Raw genomic sequence first — 18,842 nt, 5'->3', positions numbered from 1 at the left:
CCTCGATCGTCAATCTTTCCAGTAGTTTCAATCGCTTTTATATAATCCCTTCCCCATTTAAAGATTCAAGCCTTGACAGCCATTTGTCGAAGTGAGAGCATTTACTCCGAATTACTTGCAATCCAATTTGTTCAGCTAAATGTGGTCCAAAAACAGATTTTGCTTTTCCGTAATCGGGAAACTGCGCGATGATACGCTTGCTAGGTGCTGTTTGCTGCCCATCGTTGATTAACTCAGGTGTTTGATATTGACTAGCAATAGCTTGAAGAGCTTCAATCTCTTTTGTCCGTCCAGCATCAAGGTACTCAAAACACGTTGGATCGGAAAAGAGATATGCCTCATATTCATGTAACTGAATGTAAGGAATGAATCGACGATCGCCAATATCCTCTGCAAAGCGTTCCTCTAAAAATTCAACTCGCTGTAGTGGATCTTGGCTTATACTCTCAGACTGAGCTAATCCCGGAAAATCAGGATGAATAGCATATAAATCAATCATAGTTGTGAAGAATACATCGGGCGCTTTCTCTTGCTTAAGAAATCGCATGATGTCCTCCTTCATCGGCACATACTTACGACCGCCACCTCGATGCACCTTACCCTTCTTTCTTGCATGAGCAATGAGTATGGGATTGTGCATAAACACTTCATATTGGGCTAAATGGGGTTTGATCGAAATGTCAGCGAATGTTTGCTCGGTTTGTCCTTCGGCAAATAGGTAAAGGCGCACCATTAATGGGGACCTCCCCCGAAAATATTTTTCTCCCAAGCTTCTCCCAAGCTATACTCGTCGAGCCATGCTTCTAATTCTGTAGGATTTAACCTCTTAAATTGGGATTCCTTACCTTCTAGGTTCACCACAATTACATCTTCAGGATCGAAATTATCCAAGAAAGAACTGGATTGGGTGCTAATGAGAATTTGGGTATGCAGTGCAGCCTTACTAAACAAAGCAGCAACCACATTTAAGGCATAGGGGTGAAGCCCTAATTCCGGCTCATCAACAACAATGAGTTCTGGCAGTTCATCTTCTGGCTGTAAGAGCAGCGTAGCAAGGCCTATGGCACGCAAAGTACCATCTGAAAATTGATGCGGTCCAAATACCTGATCGGACTCCTTGTGTCGCCAGTTGAGAATGACGCGATTAGATACATCTGGTTCAAGAACAAAATCATCGAAAAAAGGTGCAATAAGACGGATTGTTCCGATAATGCGCTGATAAGCTGCACCTCCATTCTCTTTACGAAATCTCAGAAGTAATGCAGGTAGATTTCCAGCATCCGGCATTAACCATCGATCGTTGCCAACATAAGAAGATTGACGCACATCTGCTCTAGGCGATGTGTCGTGAAAGTGATAGACACGGCAACGATTGAGTAAGTATCTAAGCGTCTTAGCCGTTTGCTTACCTTCCTCTGCGGCTTTGATGATTTGTGTTTCCTGATGTCCTGCACCGAGTTCGTCAGTTCTAGGGGCTACCCAACCTCTTTGCAGAAAACTTAAGGTTTCTTCGGCAAAAATCAGCGTATCACCAGCGGCATGAAATAGCCGTATGTGATAGGCATCTACCCCATTGTCAACCTCGAATTCCAGCTTTGCTTCTATCTGGGGCGTTATCTTAGGTCCAAAGTGCAAGAGAGATTGGGTACGCCCTGACGTGCCAATGTATTGTTGAAAGCGTCCAGCCATCATCTCATTGAGCATCTTGAAAAACGAGATAAGATTGCTCTTGCCTGCCCCATTTGCTCCAATCAGAATATTTAGGGGATGCAACTCAAGATCCATTGCCTTAATAGACTTAAATCCATTGAGGGTTAATCTTTGTAGCCTATTCAAAAGTCAGTCTCCTAAGTCTGTGATGGTGTGTTTGCTTCTTATATTGATTAATAGAGGAATAGGCAATTACTGCTGAGTAACAGCCATTACCCATTCCTCATGTTAAACCCTAGCTGCCGCCAATCCGAGCGACATCGCGAGCATTTTCTTCAAACGCAGCCGTCAGCGCATCATCACCGCTTAAACCCGATGCGATCGCCCTTTCAATAGCTTGCAACACCCGCTTGTAATCCCTCGGCATCACCTTCACAAACACCGGCACCATCTCATCCCACGCAGCCAGAACCTTAGATGCTTTCGCACTTCCAGTCAGATCAACGTGAGTTTGAAGCATCTGCCGCAAATCGCTAATCTCCTCAACATCCTCGAGTTTTTCCAAATCCACCATCGACATATTGCAGCGAGTAGCAAAATCACCCGCCTCATCCAAAATGTAAGCAACACCGCCACTCATACCCGCTGCAAAATTGCGCCCGGTTTGGCCCAAAACCACAACTTTGCCGCCAGTCATGTACTCGCAACCGTGATCGCCCACACCCTCAACTACTGCATTAACGCCGGAGTTACGCACCCCAAAACGTTCGCCCGCCATCCCTCGGATGAAAACCTCGCCGGATGTCGCGCCGTAAAGCACTACGTTACCGACAATCACGTTTTCTTCCGCGACAAAGGTAGAAGCTGGCGACGGATACAAGATGATTTTGCCGCCGCTGAGCCCTTTGCCCAAATAGTCGTTAGCTTCGCCTTCGAGCTCCAGGGTGACTCCCTTGGGTACAAACGCCCCAAAGCTTTGCCCGGCGCTGCCTTGGAAGTGCAGGTGCACCGTGTCATCCGGCAAACCTTCCCAGTTGCGTTTGGTGATTTCGTTGCCGAGAATTGTGCCGACAACCCGGTTGACATTGGTAATCGGCAGTTTGGCCTGTACCTTTTCACCGTTTTCGATCGCACCTTTGCACAAATCCAACAACACACTCATGTCGAGAGACTTGGACAAACCGTGATCCTGCGCCATCTGACAATAGCGCCCGACATCCGCCCCAACCTCCGGCTGATAAAGGATTTTCGAGAAATCCAAACCCTTAGCCTTCCAGTGTTCCACAGCTTGCTGAGGTTCCAAAACATCAGTCCGCCCCACCATTTCATTCAGCGTGCGGAAGCCCAACTGCGCCATAATTTCCCGGACTTCCTGCGCCACGAAGGTCATAAAGTTTACCGTGTGCTCGGGGTCGCCGGTAAAGTTTTTCCGCAGCAGCGGGTCTTGCGTCGCCACGCCCACCGGGCAAGTGTTCAGGTGACAAACGCGCATCATAATGCAGCCCAATGTCACCAGCGGCGCGGTGGCAAAACCGAATTCCTCAGCACCAAGCAAGGCAGCAATTACTACATCGCGGCCGGTTTTCATTTGACCGTCAGTTTCTACGACAATCCGGCTGCGGAGATTATTGAGTACCAAAGTTTGGTGAGTTTCCGCCAGTCCCAATTCCCAAGGTAATCCCGCGTGTTTGATCGAAGTTTGCGGCGAAGCGCCGGTTCCGCCGTCGTAGCCGGAAATCAACACGACATCGGCGTGGGCTTTAGCAACCCCGGCCGCGATCGTCCCGACTCCAACTTCCGACACGAGTTTGACGCTAATCCGCGCTTCCCGGTTGGAATTTTTCAAGTCGTGAATCAATTCGGCCAAATCTTCGATCGAATAAATGTCGTGGTGAGGAGGAGGCGAAATCAAACCCACACCCGGAGTCGAGTTCCGCACCTTCGCAATCCACGGGTATACTTTTTTACCGGGCAACTGTCCGCCTTCTCCGGGTTTTGCGCCTTGCGCCATCTTGATTTGCAGTTCCCGCGCTTGGGAAAGGTACAAGCTGGTAACGCCGAAACGGCCGGAAGCAACTTGTTTGATCGCGCTGTTTTTCGAGTCGCCGCGATCGTTCGTCCAAGTGTAGCGTTCCGTGTCTTCCCCGCCTTCACCGGTGTTCGATTTGCCACCAATGCGGTTCATCGCGATCGCCAGAGATTCGTGGGCTTCTTTAGAAATCGAACCGTAACTCATCGCCCCAGTTTTAAAGCGTTTGAGAATAGATTCGATCGGTTCAACTTCCTCAATCGGTATCGATTCCCGCTGCTTGAATTGCAACAAACCGCGCAGGGTAAAATGCTGCTGGTTTTGTTCGTTAACCAGCCCCGAATACTGTTTGAAAAGCGTATAACTGCCCTCGCGCACCGACTTTTGCAGCGCGTGAATTGTCTGCGGACTAAACAAATGCGCTTCGCCTTCTTTCCGCCACTGATATTCGCCGCCAACATCGAGAGTATGTCCGCTGGATGGGCGATCGGGGAAAGCGTGAGTATGGCGCAAAATTGCTTCTTGGGCGAGGACTTCGAGGTCTACGCCTTCAATCCGCGAGGCTGTCCAAGCAAAGTATTTATCCACTACGGATTTGTTTAAGCCGATCGCCTCAAAAATCTGCGCGCCGCGATAACTTTGAATTGTCGAAATCCCAATTTTCGAGGCAACTTTCGTCACACCTTTAGTTGCGGCTTTGACGTAGTTTTTGCAAGCTGTTTTGTACTCGACATTTAGCAGCAATCCTTCGCGGATCGAATCGGCGATCGTCTCAAAGGCCAAATACGGATTAATCGCGCCGCAACCGTATCCAATAAGTGTCGCAAAGTGATGCACTTCCCTCGGTTCGCCGGATTCGAGCACGAGTCCCGCCCGCGTCCGCGTACCATTACGGATCAAGTGGTGGTGCAGGCCCGCAACTGCCAGCAGCGCCGGAATTGGGGCTTTGTCTGGACCGATACCCCGATCGCTCAAAATGATGATATTCACCCCGGAGGCTATCGCGCTGTCTGCTGCTGCAAAAACCTCTTCTAAAGCCTGTTCAAGACCTTTCACACCGCTTTTGGGGTCAAACAAAATCGGTAGTGTAATCGACCGGAAATTGCCCTCATTTACGTGTTTGAGCTTAGCTAATTCTTCATTGCTGAGAATGGGCGTTTTCAGTTCAATCAAATGACAGCTTTCGGGTTCTGGTTTGAGCAAATTGCGTTCAGCGCCGATCGTAGTTTCGGCAGAAGTTACAATTTCTTCGCGGATAGAATCAATTGGCGGATTGGTAACTTGAGCAAACAACTGCTGGAAGTATTCGTAAAGCAGTTTTGGGCGGTTGGAAAGCACCGCCAGCGGCGTATCCGCACCCATCGCGCCGACAGCTTCCACGCCATCTTTCGCCATCGGCGCTAACAGCAACCGCAGTTCTTCAAAGGTGTAGCCGAAAGCCATTTGCCGCTGGATCAATGTTTCGGGGTCGGATTCTGGCAATGTCGGCGCATCTTTCAGTTTGGCGATTTCGACCATGTGCTGATCTATCCACTCGCGGTACGGGTGTTCTGTGGCGATTTTCGTCTTAATTTCTTCGTCAGAGACGATGCGGCCTTCCTCGGTATTTACCAGGAACATCCGCCCCGGTTGCAAGCGACCTTTTGATACAATTCGTTCTGGGGCGATCGGCAAAACTCCAGCTTCCGATGCCATAATTACCAAGTCGTCTTTGGTAACGCAGTAGCGGGAAGGGCGCAAACCGTTGCGATCGAGCACTGCCCCGATCGATGTACCATCGGTAAAGGCGATCGAAGCTGGGCCGTCCCAAGGTTCCATCAAACAAGAATGGTATTCATAGAAAGCCTTTTTCTCGTCACTCATGGACTCGTGGGCTGTCCAAGGTTCGGGAATCATCATCATTACGGCGTGAGGCAAAGAACGCCCAGCCAAAGTCAGCAATTCCAAAGCATTGTCAAAAATCGTCGAGTCGCTGCCTTCGATATTGATTAAATTGGGGATTTTCTTTAAGTCATCGCCGAATAGTTCCGACTCGAACAGCGATTGCCGCGCGTGCATCCAGTTAATGTTGCCGCGCATCGTGTTAATTTCGCCGTTGTGGGCGATGTAGCGGTAAGGGTGCGATCGTTCCCAGCTCGGAAAAGTATTCGTGCTGAAGCGCGAGTGAACCAAGGCTAGAGCGCTTTCCATGTCGGGGTCGTGCAGTTCGGGATAATAATCTCCCACTTGCACCGGCATTAACATACCCTTGTAGACGATCGTCCGGCAGGAGAGTGTGGAATTATACCAGTAGGGGTCTGTGTTAGTCCTGCGGATGGCATTGTGAGCCCGTTTGCGGATGACGTACAGTTTCCGCTCGAAAGCCGCCTCATCGATACCTGCGGCGCGCCGGAGGAACACTTGCTGCATGAAGGGTTCGCTAGATTTGGCGGTGTCGCCGAGGGACGAGTTGTTGGTGGGAACATCGCGCCAGCCCAGCACTTCCTGGCCTTCTTCGGCGGCGATTTCCTCAAAAATGCGTTTGCCGTTTTCGCGTTCAGTTTGATTTGGCGACGAGTAAATCGCGCCAACGCCGTACTCGCCGGCTTCGGGAAGTTCGATGTTTAGGGTCGCAGTTACTTTCTTGAGAAACTTGTGGGGCACCTGCATCAAAATCCCCGCCCCGTCTCCGGTGTTGGGTTCGCAGCCGCACGCGCCCCGGTGGTCGAGGTTCAAGAGGATTGTCAGTGCCTGCTCGACAATTTCGTGGGATTTGTTACCCTTCATGTGTACGATGAATCCGACTCCGCAAGCGTCGTGCTCGAACTGCGGATCGTACAAGCCTTGTTTTTGTGGCAGTCCGTTGCTGTTCATTTTGATGTGTCTCTCAAAGTGGTGAAAAGATGTTGATCTAGAGTAGAGGGTGGGATGCCGATCGCTCTAGTATCATGTATTATATGTGGATCTACTCAGTTGGGTAGATGTACCCAAAAATCAAAGCTTATTCGATCCGAGTAAAAAAATAGTTAAAGCCGATAACTTAACTATGGAACCCGGAGGTTAAAGATTTATGCTTAAAGACTCTTCAATTATGTGAATTATTAAACCGCAGAGGCCGCAGAGAGTGCAGAAGAAGAGAAGAGAGATGAGTAATTCCGATACTAGCTCACATCTTGCACCCTTGTTAATAAGCTTTTCAAGGGCGGGCTTTCCGGCCAAGCCCACAAAATCTACTCTCTGTGGAACAGGCCGGAAAGCCTGTTCTTGAGAAATGAGTTTATAGCATTGTTAATGCGACTGTATCCTCAGCGTCTGGGTGACATTCTCCAGCAGCATTTTGCCTTCTCAGCAGTAATGAGTATTTCTGAAAAATTGCAAAAAGTTGATTGACTCAAGGCGTGGTTAGATAGCTTTCGGCCACTTTCTCCCACCCGGGTTGCAGAATGGAAAAAACTCTATGACGTTCGGTTTACTTATCAGTGCTTCACAGAACTTAGCCAAACTTATTCAAGTGTAACTATTCAACCAGGTTTCATCCCAGAGGGTCTCTAACCAGATGCTAGCAGTTTTGCAGCAGCAGTCTCAAGAGCTGGATTACGATTCCCCTTTAATCAAAATTCAAGAACCAGCGCCCTTTCTATGAAGATTTGATGTAGATTGGGGCGATCGATCTAATAACAGGTGACAACAGCTATGTTGGTTTTGCTATGGTTGTTAAGGCAAGTCGATCGGGCTGAGCACAACTCTTGCAAAACTCTACAGTCGGCTAACCAGTCCCCGCAGGTGGGCTTCGATTTTAACTATAGATTAGTTAATCTCAAAAAACAACGTCGTTTACCAAAGGATTCCGCAAGCAATCCTCAAGGAGTAAAAATCATGGTTCAGATTCAAGAAATTTCTCAAGTATCTACCCTGCACGCACCTGCAGCACCCAACGGAATAGCCGCTACAGAATTGCGGCCTTGGGGCTCCTTTACGACTCTAGAAGAAGGCCCAGGATATAAAATTAAGCGGATAGAAGTTAAGTCGGGACACCGCCTCAGCCTGCAAATGCACCACCACCGCAGCGAACACTGGATTGTGGTTTCTGGTACTGCAAAAGTTACTTGTGGCGAAACTGAACAAGTTCTGTTTACAAATCAGTCTACCTATGTTCCTCAGTGCATCAATCACCGTCTGGAAAATCCAGGAGTTATCCCCCTGGTTTTAATTGAGGTGCAGAATGGCGAATACCTGGGAGAAGATGATATTGTACGTTTTCAAGACGATTATGCTCGTACTGAAAAGGCTAAGTAACTCAAGTTGCTAAAAATATAGGGGTAAGGTGCGCGGCCCGGCGCACTTTACATTCTCCGGGTAAGGTACACGCCTAGGCACATTCTACATTTTCAAAACTCAACATTACTTCCCAATTACCAATTACCAATTACCAATTACTCATAATGATTCATCTGAGCAAAACAGCAGCAACAGAAGTAACGCGCCTCAAGTCGAAGCATCCGAACCCCAATGCTTTATTTCGTCTGGGCGTGGAATCGAGTGGCTGCTCCGGTTTGTCTTATACAATGGCATTTGACGATGCGCCAGCCCCAGAAGACGCTGTATGCGAGTCGGAGGGAATTGAAGTTGCGATCGACCCCCAGCACTTAAAATATCTCAATGAGCTCACCTTGGATTATTCAGAAGACTTGATGGGCGGAGGTTTCCGATTTCACAATCCCAATGCCGCCCAAAGCTGTAGCTGCGGCAACTCCTTTTCGGCTAAGGAATAATCAATAGGATGACACTCAAAGACTTAGAAAAAGTCCAAAAAACCTTCAAATAAGCCGATCAAGACTACCAATATCGACGCCTGTTCAGCATTAGGAATTGACGGCAATATCGAACTCAGAACTCCCAATACTGACTCTGTAACATCACATCCGGTTGCATCGGAATGCTTAAACGGATGATTAATATCAATTCCAGTTGCACTCTTCATGACTGTTGACTGTTGACTGTTCACTCGGATTCAAAAAACTGAATGGTTGAGTGTTAACTTTTGACTCGATTTTATTATTCCGATGCAACCGGAAACGATATGAGAACTCATACATGATAGGTCGGAAACGGCATCATGCCGTTTCCCTCCCAGATTAATTGTAGGGAGACGGCGCCGTGCCGTCTCGAAAGCTGTGGGTAATATTAATTCCGATGCTACCGGATTTGATATCACTTCCTCCCTGAAAAGCGCTATAGATTGTTGGTAAAACCCGCCTTTACGAGCGCAAATTATACTATTATCACGAATCAACCAGAAATGACATAAAAGCTCGATCGACTATCAAGACAATCAAGCTGGTGTACCGAGAATAGTCCACTGCATTAACTGCTGCCACTCGGGAGATTGAGCTAATAAATCTGCATCCAATTCATTTCCCGCATCCTGCGAAAACTCGGCGAAAGCTTCCGCCCAATTAATTACTGTTTCCACAGGCAAATAAGGCGTATAATTCCAAGAACGCTGCAAAAACTCTACCATCTCAACAGAGTGACCGGTGCGGTACAAATACCAAGCAATCCAAACTAAGGTACTGTACTTGATTTGCTTTTCCAACAAACGTATTTTATCCGGCAACTCGGGGCGGGCAAAAAAATTGTCCATCACAGCGGCGAGGGATTTAGCCTGCGGTAAACCTTTGTACATGGCGCTTTGTTCGTGCTGGCGGTAGCAAACAGTTACTTGCTGCAACCACTCTGCTTCGCATCCCATTAAGGCTAAACGCAGCACTAAATCTGTATCTTCCGCCGGGGGAAATCGAGGATCAAATCCGCCGGCGCGCTCTAACCACTGACGGCGAAATACCATCGCGCTAGGTAATACTGGTTTCCACCGCAGCCACATTTCTAAGTCTAATTTAGGGACATTTTGCCAGGGTTTGACATCTTTTAGCGCTTCGCCTATACTATTAACTAGACGCCAGCCGCTGTGGACGATTCCTAGATTTGGTCGCGCTGCAAATACAGCCATTTGTGCTGCTAATTTGTCGGCAAAAAAGTAGTCATCTGCATCGAGAAAGGCGATAAATTCTCCTCGCGCTAACTGGATGCCGTGATTTCTGGCAATTGAAACTCCTTGATTTTGTTGGTAAATGTAGCGAATTCGATCGCCATATTTCTCTAAAACTAACTTGGTATCGTCTCGGGAGCCGTCGTCTACTACAATAATTTCCCAGTTAGTATAGGTTTGGTGCAGAACGCTATCTACGGCTTGGGCGACGTAAGCAGCGCAGTTGTAAGCCGGAATTACTACGCTCACCTGCGGAGTGCGATCGATCGTAACATTACTCATAATTAATTATCTTAAATTCGATTGCGTCTTTATTTTACAATGAGCGTAGGGTGCGTCAGGAACTGACGCACCCAGTAAGGGCTTCTTGTGTTCATTAATTTGTGGTCAAGAATTTGCCAAGGTAAGTTGGTGCGAGTTCAGTAAATCATGGGGGCGAATTGCCAAAGGGTAGCGATCGCCTTTTACCTTCAAATACTTGTCAACTATTTGCAAAACCTGTTCGGGATTGGCTGGCTTGCTCAAAAAATCGGAAGCACCTGTCAATTTCGCTCGCGTGCGGTCGATTATACCGTCTTGACCGGTCAAAAACACGATCGGAGTTTCCCGAAAAGCCGGTGTCTTCCGCAAAAAATTGCACAAAGCAAAGCCGCTTGTCTTCGGCATTACCACGTCCATAAAAATTAAGGCAGGCTTTTGTTTGGCGAGGATGCCCACTCCCTGCATGGGGTCTTGAATTTTTAGGACTCGATACCCCTCCGGCAATAAAATTTGCTCTAAAAATTCGCATACTGTCGGGCTGTCATCGATACAAGCAATCAAAGGGCGACCTGGCCCAGCGATCGCCGCGGCAAGGCGCCACTGTTCTATAGGCGACGGCAAATCTGGTACTGTTCGGAAATTTACTAAACCCTGCTTGATGTAATTAACTAAACCGCGAGTTGCCACTGTCACGCACTGCTTTTTCTTAAATGCAATATCCCAAAGAGTATTCTCGCCGTTGAATACGTTACCCAAAGCGATCAAAGAATTAGAGCTAAATCGATTTTGCTGCAACTGGGCCGACGGTTTTAAAAGCGGTGCTTGTTCTGGATCTACCAACCACAAACCCATTCCTTTCCACTTCTGCCAAATTTCTTCTGTACAACACAGAACTTTCTCTACTTCTGTTAAAGACAGCAGCAAAGAAGAAGTAATTGTAGAAAAATATTTCTGGGACGGACGCCACTCCCGGCGCAAACCCGATTGACCGATCAGAGCAAATAACACTTCGGAAAGGCTGGTGTGGACGATCGCCCTAGCTTGTTCCAGACTCATTTCGCTGGCTGCTACCCCTCGCTGAAGCAGTTGATATTCCCACAGTTCTCCAGCATCGAGGTCTCTGAGATCCACATGAAAGTTTCGACAGTGTTGCCCGATCGCCCTGTACCAGCGCCTCGATCTGTGCGATCCTCCCGTGGCATACACCAAACTACCCTGAAAAAAGTAAAGTTGCCACTGTTGTTCCCCTTGCTCTAACAGCAGTTTCCCCGTTGCTTGTTTCTGGCTGAGTACAGCCAGAGTATGGGACAACATTTTGTATCCTATTGCGGTAGCAGACATATCAACTCGCATCCCCTGTACTCTGTTTGTACCATTATATAGCTGCTGAGTTTTGAAAGATAACAGTAATATTACTGAATTTGGGTTAAAAAACACCACTAATTGTGCGAATTTAACCCTCTTAGGGAGTGATTCCCCTCAGTTGTTTTAGCCATGAGGATGCAACGCCTATTTGCACTATTAACTAATCACTAAAATCCGGTTTCTAACTAATAACTAATTGCCCTCGCTATCTTTGGGAGGTACTGGATCGTAACCCCCTGGATGAAAAGGATGACAGCGTAAAATTCTCTTAACTGCCATTGAGCTGCCGCGGGTTGGCCCAAATCTTTCTATTGCTTCGATCGCGTATTGCGAACAACTTGGCTGAAATCTACAGGCGTTAGGCAGGTAAGGAGAAATCCCCATTTTGTAGCCTCGGATTAATCCAATTAGCAATATTTTCACAATTTATACCTCAGCGATTGATTAGATTAATAGCCAAATCTCGTCCCCTACTGCTGTCAGCTAGGTGAATCGAAGGCACTCTCAGCATTTATAATTACGCAAACTTTTCCCGTCCTAATTATACCTATTTTCATTTTTATTTTAGATAGTTAAAGCACAATTTGAGGAGATAATATGGTACTTGTCTCTGAGTTCGCTACTTGACCGATACCTAAAAAATTACCGTCTCGATCGTAAACCTGTAACGGATAGGGATGTTGGGGTATTGGGTTGTAAAAGGGATTGTTGCTACTTTCTTCCTCTCCCCCGATCGGCGTTTCGGGAATTGGGAGGCGCTGTCCTTGAAACCAGCGTTTGGTATATTCAGGTGAAAGGACGATCGCCCCTAAATGTCCCAAAACCGCTGATGGCAAAATCGGGCAGAATTTATTCTCCTGCAATTGCAGTTCCAATTGTTCAAAACTGAGACTTTCCTCGATCGAAAAACCGCTACTTTCGGTACGAGTCAAACAAGCCAAAGTACCGCCTGCATTCAACACCGCGCCCAAATCCCGCGCGATCGCCCGAATGTAAGTACCTGCCCCGCAGGCGATCGACAAATCCAATTCAGGAAAATCCCCCGATCGCCAATCCAAGATTTCTAGCCGGAAAACCTCCACCTTCCTAGCAGCAACTTCCACAGTTTCCCCTTTTCTAGCTAACTCATAAAGGCGTTTTCCTCCCACCTGCACCGCACTAAAACTTGGCGGAAATTGCTCGATTTTTCCTAGGAATTTTGGCAGTGCAGCTTGCACTTTTTCCAAACTCAACTCTGGCACCGGTCGAGAATGGATAATTTCTCCTTCTAAATCGTCAGTAGCGGTAGTTAAGCCAAACCGAATCGTGCCTCGGTAAGCTTTATTGTGTTGGAGATATTGCAGCAGTCTGGTTGCTTTGCCCAGGGCGATCGGTAAAACGCCAGTCACAGCAGGATCGAGGGTTCCTCCGTGTCCGACTCGCTTGAGTTTCAATAGCCGGCGCACTCGCCCCACGCAGTCGTGAGATGTCATGCCGGCAGGTTTGTTGAGATTGAGAAAACCGTCAGTAGTCATTAGTCGGAGGGAAGAAGGAAGAGGGAAGAGGGAAGAAGGAAGAAGGAAGAGGGCAGAAGGAAGAAGGAAGAGGGAGGAGGGGAACGAAGCAGTGTACGGGATTTAACGGAGAGAAGGAAGCAGGAAAAAGGAAGATGAAAAGTTTTGAGATTGCTTTCCTTCGCATCGCGAAAGCTAACGTTATTCGCAACGCGAAAGCGGTTTTGAGTTAAAAAGTTCAACATTGAAAACTTAAAACTACAAAGTACCCGCCCGCCCAATTATCAATTCCCAATTCCCAATTACCCATTAAAGAATAAAGTCCGCCTGACTGATAGAAGTGCGGGCAACTCCGAATAAAGTAGCCAGAGTTTCCTTGGTGCTTGTAAGCTGAATAATTGTACTCGGCGAAGTTCCGCCCCCAGCGGAAATGGTGAGTTCGCCAAAGGTGAGGCCGGCAGTCAAGCGAATTTGATCCGTACCATCAGTAAAATCTGTAATCACATCACCATCTGCCAAACGCCCGATCGCAAAAGTATCGTTTCCGACGCCACCAGTTAAAGTATCTCGCCCGCGATCGCCCGATAAACAGTCATCGCCGATGCCACCAAACAGCGAGTCATCGCCGGCACCCCCAAAAAACGTGTCATTACCCGCGCCGCCCAACAAAGTATCGGTGTCTCGCTGGCCAAACAGCAAATCATTGCCGTCCTCGCCTAGCATTGAGTCAGAACCATTGCCGCCGTAGAAAGTATCGTCGCCGACGCCGCCCAAAACGCTGTCACGGCCCGCACCGCCGAACAGTATGTCATTACCAATGTCGCCCAGCATTGAGTCATCGCCGTCGCCGCCGTAGAGGCTATCGTCTGCGCCTAAGCCCAAAATGCTGTCAGGCCCACCCAAACCGAATATCAAGTTAGCACCCGCAGTACCTCTGAGGGAGTCAGGGCCGGTGGTGCCCCGAGTGCCGCCAGGTGCCCCTCCGGGCCTGGTACCGTTGGCGGGGGTTGGGGTTGTGACGGGAATTGGTCGAATTGGCACTGCTGATGGCATGATTCTGAAGATGGCTAGAAATTTGCAATTCTAACTTAGCTTAAAAGCGGAAGCTATAAGCTCGCCAACCGCCGAGATGAGAAATATCGATCGCATCCGCCACAGCATAAGGTTCGCACAAAAAGCCCTGCACCGTCGAGCCGTCCTCCAACACCAGCGTACCAATTCCCAGCGGCGGGGGAATTTTAGCGACAAATCCGCCGAAAGCGGAGATCGACAACTCCCAAACTTCCACCTCGATCGCGCTACCGCCCTCTATCTGACGCACCAATCCCGGCTTGCCCAGAGCAGTACCCGTCAAAGCATATAGCTTGTAAATCGGGCTGGTACGGCAGGCGCGAACCAAAACGCCTCCCCCCTCGATTAGTTGATAATTCAGCGGCTCACCGCTCAAATGAGCGCCAACCACGGCTATTTTGACTCGTTCTTCTGAGGAAGATTTGGCTGCGATGGCGGGTTCCGGGAGGGTTGGCAGCGGTAGGTTGGTTGCGCCCAAAGTTCCCCCCAAGCTAGCGTGGAAAGCAGCTCCCAGGCTGCAGAGCGATAAATCGTGCCACGCAGGAGCCATCAGTGTCAATCCTGCGGGCAATCCGCTGCTTTGAAACCCGCTGGGAACTGCGATCGCACACAAATCGAGCAAATTCGCAAAGTTCGTGTAGCGCCCGAGATTGGTGTTGAGGGCGATCGGCTCCGCTGCAACTTCTGCGACAGTATAAATCGTGCCTGTCGTGGGAACCGCCAACACATCCATTGACTCCCACTGAATTTCTGCCTGTTGGCGGAGCTCGGCCAACCGGTACGACGCGCGGTAGGCAGAGACGGCATCGTAGCGTTTGCCGCCGCTGATAATTTCGTAGACGATCGGATCGATATCCTCTGGATGCGCGTCGAGGAAATCGCCGATCGCGGCCAACCTTTCTGCTACCCAAGGGCCGCCGTAGAGCAGTTCGGCAGCATCCGCAAAGGGTTTGAAGTCAATAGGTGCGATCGTGCAGCCCAAAGATTGCAAGCGCGCGATCGCCTCCCGGTAGCGCTGTTCGGCTTCTGCATTCCCAAAAAATTCGAGTTCGCCGTCTCCGGGAACTCCCACCCGCAAGCGAGATAAATCCGGCAAAACTTTCGTTTCAGGGTGACGAGAAAACGCATCCTCAGCGTCAAAACCGCTGGCTACTTGCAGCACAGAGGCTGCATCCGCACAGGTGAGAGCGAACACAGAAACGCAATCGAGCGATCGCACCGCTGGCAGCAGGCCGCGAGTGCCGATCGAGCCGCAACTTGGCTTCAGCCCGACAATGTTGGTAAAAGCAGCGGGAACCCGCCCCGATCCTGCGGTATCGGTACCCAGAGCAAAACTCACCAATCCGGCAGAGACTGCTGTGGCGGAACCGGAACTCGATCCGCCCGGGATGTAGCGCGAATCGAACGGATTGCGGCAAACTCCATAAGGCGTGCGGGTTCCCACTAATCCTGTGGCAAATTGATCCATGTTAGTTTTGCCGATCGCGATCGCACCTGCCGCGCACAGGCGCTCTACCACTGCGGACGATCGCGCTGGAGTGCTAGCAAACGGAGGACATCCCGCCGTAGTCGGAACGCCCGCCCAATCGAGATTATCTTTGATCGCAAAAGGTATCCCGTAGAGCGGCAATTGTTGCGGGTCTAGGTTTTCTAAGGCTTTGGCGCGTTCGAGGGTTTCCGCCAGCGGTGCTAAATAAATCCATACTGCCGGATCTGCATAGCGTTCGATCCGATCGTACACGCTCGCGATTACATCTGCAGGCGCGATCGAGCCGGTGCGGTAGCGATCGAGCAGCGAATGAATGTCGAGACTGTTGCTGTAGTTAAATTTTTCCATAATGCACCGTCAGTCGATTTTAGATTTTAGATTTTAGATTTTTGATTGAACAATTGAGTTTACAGGCTTTGCTGGGCGATCGTTATTACTCAGCGAAGAGTACCATTCTCAAGAACAGGCAAGATGCCTGTTCCACAAAGAGTGTATTTCTTTCTTCTTGTGGGGTGGGCATCCTGCCCGCCCATAAAAGGCTTATTGAGAATGGTGGAACATCTCAGTTATTACAAATAGGATGTTAGTTTACCGCATTGGCGATCGTACTCGCATCCAGTCTAGGACTCGAACTATTTCTTGAGAAATATTCAACCCTAACCTTGCGGGTTTCGTCTTTGTGTGCAGGCAAACTTCGCGATTTCCCATCGCCCCGTCTCATCGCCCGGTTTAATCTTCCAAAAATTTTAATTTTACAAATTCCAGAAAAACCGTTTTTTGTAACATTTTACACATTTTCGCATCAAGTTTGCTGTTACCGTTTGAAACGTAGCAATCTAGTAAGATTGCAAATTACAGTATGCTTACCTTTCAAAAAGCTAAGTGCATTGCTGTTACTGACAGTCTCGAATAACTCCTTGGGTTGCAAACAGGACTTATACAGACAAAAACCGAAAAAATTTAACCGCTTCTAGGGTTCCGATTTGAATCAGTTTCTAACTCAGTTTAGACAGTTCAAGTGCTGGTCCGAGAGAAGCAGACTGGTTCTCCCAAGATTTTAATTTGAGGGAAACACTAACCAGTTACACGGCGGGATAAAAGCCCGGGAGAAACGCGATCGGTCATCAAGACTCGGTTCGTTAGCTCTCGGGCTTTATCCTTGTATATCAGGGGGATTTGCGGAAGCTAAGGAAGCCAAAGAAGGTGCAAAAGCTCGATCGACATATTCACCTCTAACCAGCAACCAGAATCTGCTATGAATATCCGATATTGCTCCCCCAAAATAACGCGATCGCCCTTATCCTACTGCGCCCTATTTTTTATCACCTTGTTTTTCGCGGTCGGCTGCGTCAACCCGGCAATTTATATCAAAACCACGACTGAAACCGAAGCAGCTTCTTCAGTAAGTGCTAACGCAGTTCGCCTCGGATTCAGCGCGTGGCCCGGCTGGTTTCCTTGGCAAGTTGCCAAAGAACAAAAGATATTTGAAGTCAACAATGTTCCTGTAGACTTAAAATGGTTTGACGGCTACTTAGAATCGATCAGCACCCTGACAGCAGGACAGATAGATGCTAACAGCCAAACCCTCGGCGATACAGTAAACTCTATATCAGGCGGCGCCGATCAAGTAATTGTTTTAGTCAACGACAACTCGACGGGAAATGACAAAGTAATTGTCGCCGAAGGCATCAATTCCGTTGCCGACTTGAAAGGAAAAAAAGTGGCAGCAGAGGAAGGTACAGTAGATCACTTTCTATTGTTGTTAGGGCTGAGAAAAGCAGGTTTATCAGTGCAGGACATTCAATTTGTACCGCTGGAAACAGGCAAAGCTGCGGCGGCTTTCGTGGGAGGGCAAGTCGATGCAGTGGCAGTATTTGCGCCGTTTACCACCCAGGCATTAAAACGCTCAAATAGCAAGGAACTGTTTAGTTCAAAAGATTTTCCGGGGGCGATTTCCGACCATTTAGTATTCACGCGAAAGTTTATCGGCGAACACCCAGATCGAGTGCAAGCCCTTGTCAATTCATGGTTTGCAACATTGGAATACATGAAATCAAATAAAGAGAAATCTTACGAAATTCTAGCCAACCGCGCCGGAGTTAGCGTTGAGGAATACAAAGAATATGAAAATGGCACTAAAATATTTACGATTGAGGAAAACTTGAAAGCCTTTCAACCGGGAAATGACATGACATCATTGCAGTTTGCTGCGGCAGAAATGACTAAATTCCTCGTCGATGTAAATTTAGCCAAAACCCAACCAGATATCAGCACATTATTTGACGATCGCTTTATAAAAGCTTATTCCGAAGGTAAAAGCTAAAAGGCATAATTTACGATTGTGCGGACACAAAAAACCTAAAAAAAAATACTTTTTATAATCCCCCAAATCTACTTCTATTACTCGCTCAACTGTTCTGCAATTAAATCATGCCACCAAATCCCGATCCGCGATCGATCCAATCCCACCTCAAGCAAAAAAGCCTAAATCCCACCGTTTTCTGGCGGATTGCGGAAGAGATACCACAACCCCTCAATATTGGGTTAACCGTAACATCGATCGCACTGCCGGTGCTGGTGTGGTGGCTAGTAACAACCTTCGCCAACGTAGACCCCAAATTTTTGCCTTCCCCCGGCAAAGTTTTAGAGGCATTTGGTCGGCTGTGGAACACTCGCGAACTTTTGAAAGACACGGTAGCGAGTTTGTGGCGGGTGGGAGTGGGCTTTCTGTTCGCCTTGGTTTTTTCCATACCAATTGGCGTCCTGATGGGCAGTTTTTCCAGTATTCGTGCCTTGCTTGAACCCATGTTCGGCTTGATGCGATATATGCCCGCACCAGCATTCATTCCCCTACTAATTCTTTACTTGGGCATCGGCGAAGAACCCAAAATAATGCTGATATTTATCGGCGTCTTTTTCTTCAATTCGCTGATGGTGATGGATACAGTCAAGTTTGTTCCAAAAGACTTGATCGAATCTACTTATATGTTGGGCGGTAATCGCTGGGAAATCCTAACTCAAGTTATTTTTCCCCACGTTTTGCCGGGAATTCTTGATGCTAGCCGCATCAACCTAGCTGCGGCTTGGCAATTGGTAATCGTTTCGGAGTTGATTGCGGCAACCGAAGGCTTAGGCCGCCGGATCAGCGTCGCAGGTCGATTTCTCCGAACCGATGAAATTTTTGTGGGGCTGATTGTCATTGGGGCGATCGGACTGACTTTTGACTTGCTTTTTCAATATCTGCTGCGGGTTTCTTGTAAATGGTCAATTCAGAAACAGTAAGCAGATTTTGAAGGAAGAAGGAAGAAGGAAGAAGGAAGAGGGAAGAGGGAAGAGGGAAGAAGGCAGTGGTGTAAAATAAAATTCACACCCACGCTAGATATCGTTTTTAGTCCTAAAGTTTACAGATTTTGGGAATAAAAAAATCAATTTTTCACTTACAATACAGAGGATAAT

13 protein-coding genes and 1 pseudogene are annotated in these 18,842 nt (G+C 48.3%); 5 read left to right on the top strand and 9 right to left on the bottom strand.

The features are described from left to right. Positions 1-37: 37 nt before the first annotated feature. From D0A34_16010 to D0A34_16000, 3 genes are all read right to left on the bottom strand, one after another. Positions 38-733 carry a DUF4276 family protein gene (locus tag D0A34_16010; protein ID UNU20182.1) on the bottom strand — a complete coding sequence of 232 codons (696 nt, stop codon included), beginning with the start codon at positions 731-733 and terminating at the stop codon, positions 38-40. Next, on the bottom strand, positions 733-1,836 hold the full coding sequence (locus D0A34_16005; GenBank protein UNU20181.1) for a DUF2813 domain-containing protein: 1,104 nt from the start codon (positions 1,834-1,836) through the stop codon (positions 733-735). Before D0A34_16005 ends, D0A34_16010 begins: the two co-directional genes overlap by 1 nt. Positions 1,837-1,945: 109 nt before the next feature. Next, the gene (locus D0A34_16000; GenBank protein UNU20180.1) at positions 1,946-6,532 is read right to left on the bottom strand and encodes a glutamate synthase large subunit; all 4,587 of its coding nucleotides are present in this window, start codon (positions 6,530-6,532) and stop codon (positions 1,946-1,948) included. 480 nt (positions 6,533-7,012) lie between these two features. On the opposite strand from D0A34_16000, the pseudogene D0A34_15995 reads away from it, so the two are divergent. The 3 genes and pseudogenes from D0A34_15995 (at position 7,013) to D0A34_15985 (ending at position 8,430) form a co-directional block, all read left to right on the top strand. Next, a pseudogene (locus D0A34_15995) lies at positions 7,013-7,135 on the top strand (Fic family protein). Between the two features lie 399 nt (positions 7,136-7,534). Beyond that, on the top strand, positions 7,535-7,954 hold the full coding sequence (locus tag D0A34_15990; protein UNU22325.1) for a cupin domain-containing protein: 420 nt from the start codon (positions 7,535-7,537) through the stop codon (positions 7,952-7,954). 146 nt (positions 7,955-8,100) lie between these two features. Next, positions 8,101-8,430, top strand: coding sequence for an iron-sulfur cluster assembly accessory protein (locus D0A34_15985; GenBank protein ID UNU20179.1), 330 nt, complete (start codon positions 8,101-8,103; stop codon positions 8,428-8,430). A 560-nt stretch (positions 8,431-8,990) separates the two neighbouring features. Here the strand turns inward: D0A34_15985 and D0A34_15980 are convergent. From D0A34_15980 to atzF, 6 genes are all read right to left on the bottom strand, one after another. Beyond that, positions 8,991-9,989 carry a glycosyltransferase gene (locus D0A34_15980; GenBank protein UNU20178.1) on the bottom strand — a complete coding sequence of 333 codons (999 nt, stop codon included), beginning with the start codon at positions 9,987-9,989 and terminating at the stop codon, positions 8,991-8,993. Positions 9,990-10,094: 105 nt separating this feature from the next. Further along, positions 10,095-11,321, bottom strand: coding sequence for a response regulator (locus D0A34_15975; GenBank protein UNU22324.1), 1,227 nt, complete (start codon positions 11,319-11,321; stop codon positions 10,095-10,097). A 204-nt stretch (positions 11,322-11,525) separates the two neighbouring features. Next, positions 11,526-11,756, bottom strand: a complete 231-nt coding sequence (yidD, locus tag D0A34_15970) for a membrane protein insertion efficiency factor YidD (protein UNU20177.1) — start codon at positions 11,754-11,756, stop codon at positions 11,526-11,528. Positions 11,757-11,905: 149 nt separating this feature from the next. Next, positions 11,906-12,847 (bottom strand): tRNA pseudouridine(55) synthase TruB, encoded by a 942-nt coding sequence (truB, locus tag D0A34_15965; GenBank protein ID UNU20176.1) that lies wholly within the window; start codon positions 12,845-12,847, stop codon positions 11,906-11,908. Positions 12,848-13,135: 288 nt separating this feature from the next. Beyond that, positions 13,136-13,879: a calcium-binding protein gene (locus D0A34_15960; protein ID UNU20175.1), complete on the bottom strand. Its 744-nt coding sequence runs from the start codon at positions 13,877-13,879 to the stop codon at positions 13,136-13,138. A 40-nt stretch (positions 13,880-13,919) separates the two neighbouring features. Then, positions 13,920-15,734 (bottom strand): allophanate hydrolase, encoded by a 1,815-nt coding sequence (atzF, locus tag D0A34_15955; protein ID UNU20174.1) that lies wholly within the window; start codon positions 15,732-15,734, stop codon positions 13,920-13,922. Between the two features lie 907 nt (positions 15,735-16,641). Here atzF and D0A34_15950 point away from each other — a divergent pair. Both D0A34_15950 and D0A34_15945 read left to right on the top strand, forming a co-directional pair. After that, positions 16,642-17,709, top strand: coding sequence for an aliphatic sulfonate ABC transporter substrate-binding protein (locus D0A34_15950; protein ID UNU20173.1), 1,068 nt, complete (start codon positions 16,642-16,644; stop codon positions 17,707-17,709). A gap of 107 nt (positions 17,710-17,816) precedes the next feature. Next, positions 17,817-18,668: an ABC transporter permease gene (locus tag D0A34_15945; GenBank protein UNU20172.1), complete on the top strand. Its 852-nt coding sequence runs from the start codon at positions 17,817-17,819 to the stop codon at positions 18,666-18,668. Positions 18,669-18,842: the final 174 nt, after the last annotated feature.

Origin of the sequence: Microcoleus vaginatus PCC 9802, assembly GCA_022701275.1 — a bacterium.
In the GTDB taxonomy this organism is placed as follows: Bacteria; Cyanobacteriota; Cyanobacteriia; order Cyanobacteriales; family Microcoleaceae; genus Microcoleus; species Microcoleus vaginatus_A.
Note: the sequence above shows the minus strand (reverse complement) of the source record. Positions and strands in the feature narration are given on the sequence as shown.

Excerpts from the sequence above, each read along its gene's own strand:
- D0A34_16010 (UNU20182.1), bottom strand. The coding sequence starts at position 733 with ATGGTGCGCCTTTACCTATTTGCCGAAGGACAAACCGAGCAAACATTC.
- D0A34_16000 (UNU20180.1), bottom strand. The coding sequence starts at position 6,532 with ATGAACAGCAACGGACTGCCACAAAAACAAGGCTTGTACGATCCGCAG.
- D0A34_15990 (UNU22325.1), top strand. The coding sequence starts at position 7,535 with ATGGTTCAGATTCAAGAAATTTCTCAAGTATCTACCCTGCACGCACCT.
- D0A34_15985 (UNU20179.1), top strand. The coding sequence starts at position 8,101 with ATGATTCATCTGAGCAAAACAGCAGCAACAGAAGTAACGCGCCTCAAG.
- D0A34_15980 (UNU20178.1), bottom strand. The coding sequence starts at position 9,989 with ATGAGTAATGTTACGATCGATCGCACTCCGCAGGTGAGCGTAGTAATT.
- D0A34_15975 (UNU22324.1), bottom strand. The coding sequence starts at position 11,321 with ATGCGAGTTGATATGTCTGCTACCGCAATAGGATACAAAATGTTGTCC.
- truB (UNU20176.1), bottom strand. The coding sequence starts at position 12,847 with ATGACTACTGACGGTTTTCTCAATCTCAACAAACCTGCCGGCATGACA.
- D0A34_15960 (UNU20175.1), bottom strand. The coding sequence starts at position 13,879 with ATGCCATCAGCAGTGCCAATTCGACCAATTCCCGTCACAACCCCAACC.
- atzF (UNU20174.1), bottom strand. The coding sequence starts at position 15,734 with ATGGAAAAATTTAACTACAGCAACAGTCTCGACATTCATTCGCTGCTC.
- D0A34_15950 (UNU20173.1), top strand. The coding sequence starts at position 16,642 with ATGAATATCCGATATTGCTCCCCCAAAATAACGCGATCGCCCTTATCC.
- D0A34_15945 (UNU20172.1), top strand. The coding sequence starts at position 17,817 with ATGCCACCAAATCCCGATCCGCGATCGATCCAATCCCACCTCAAGCAA.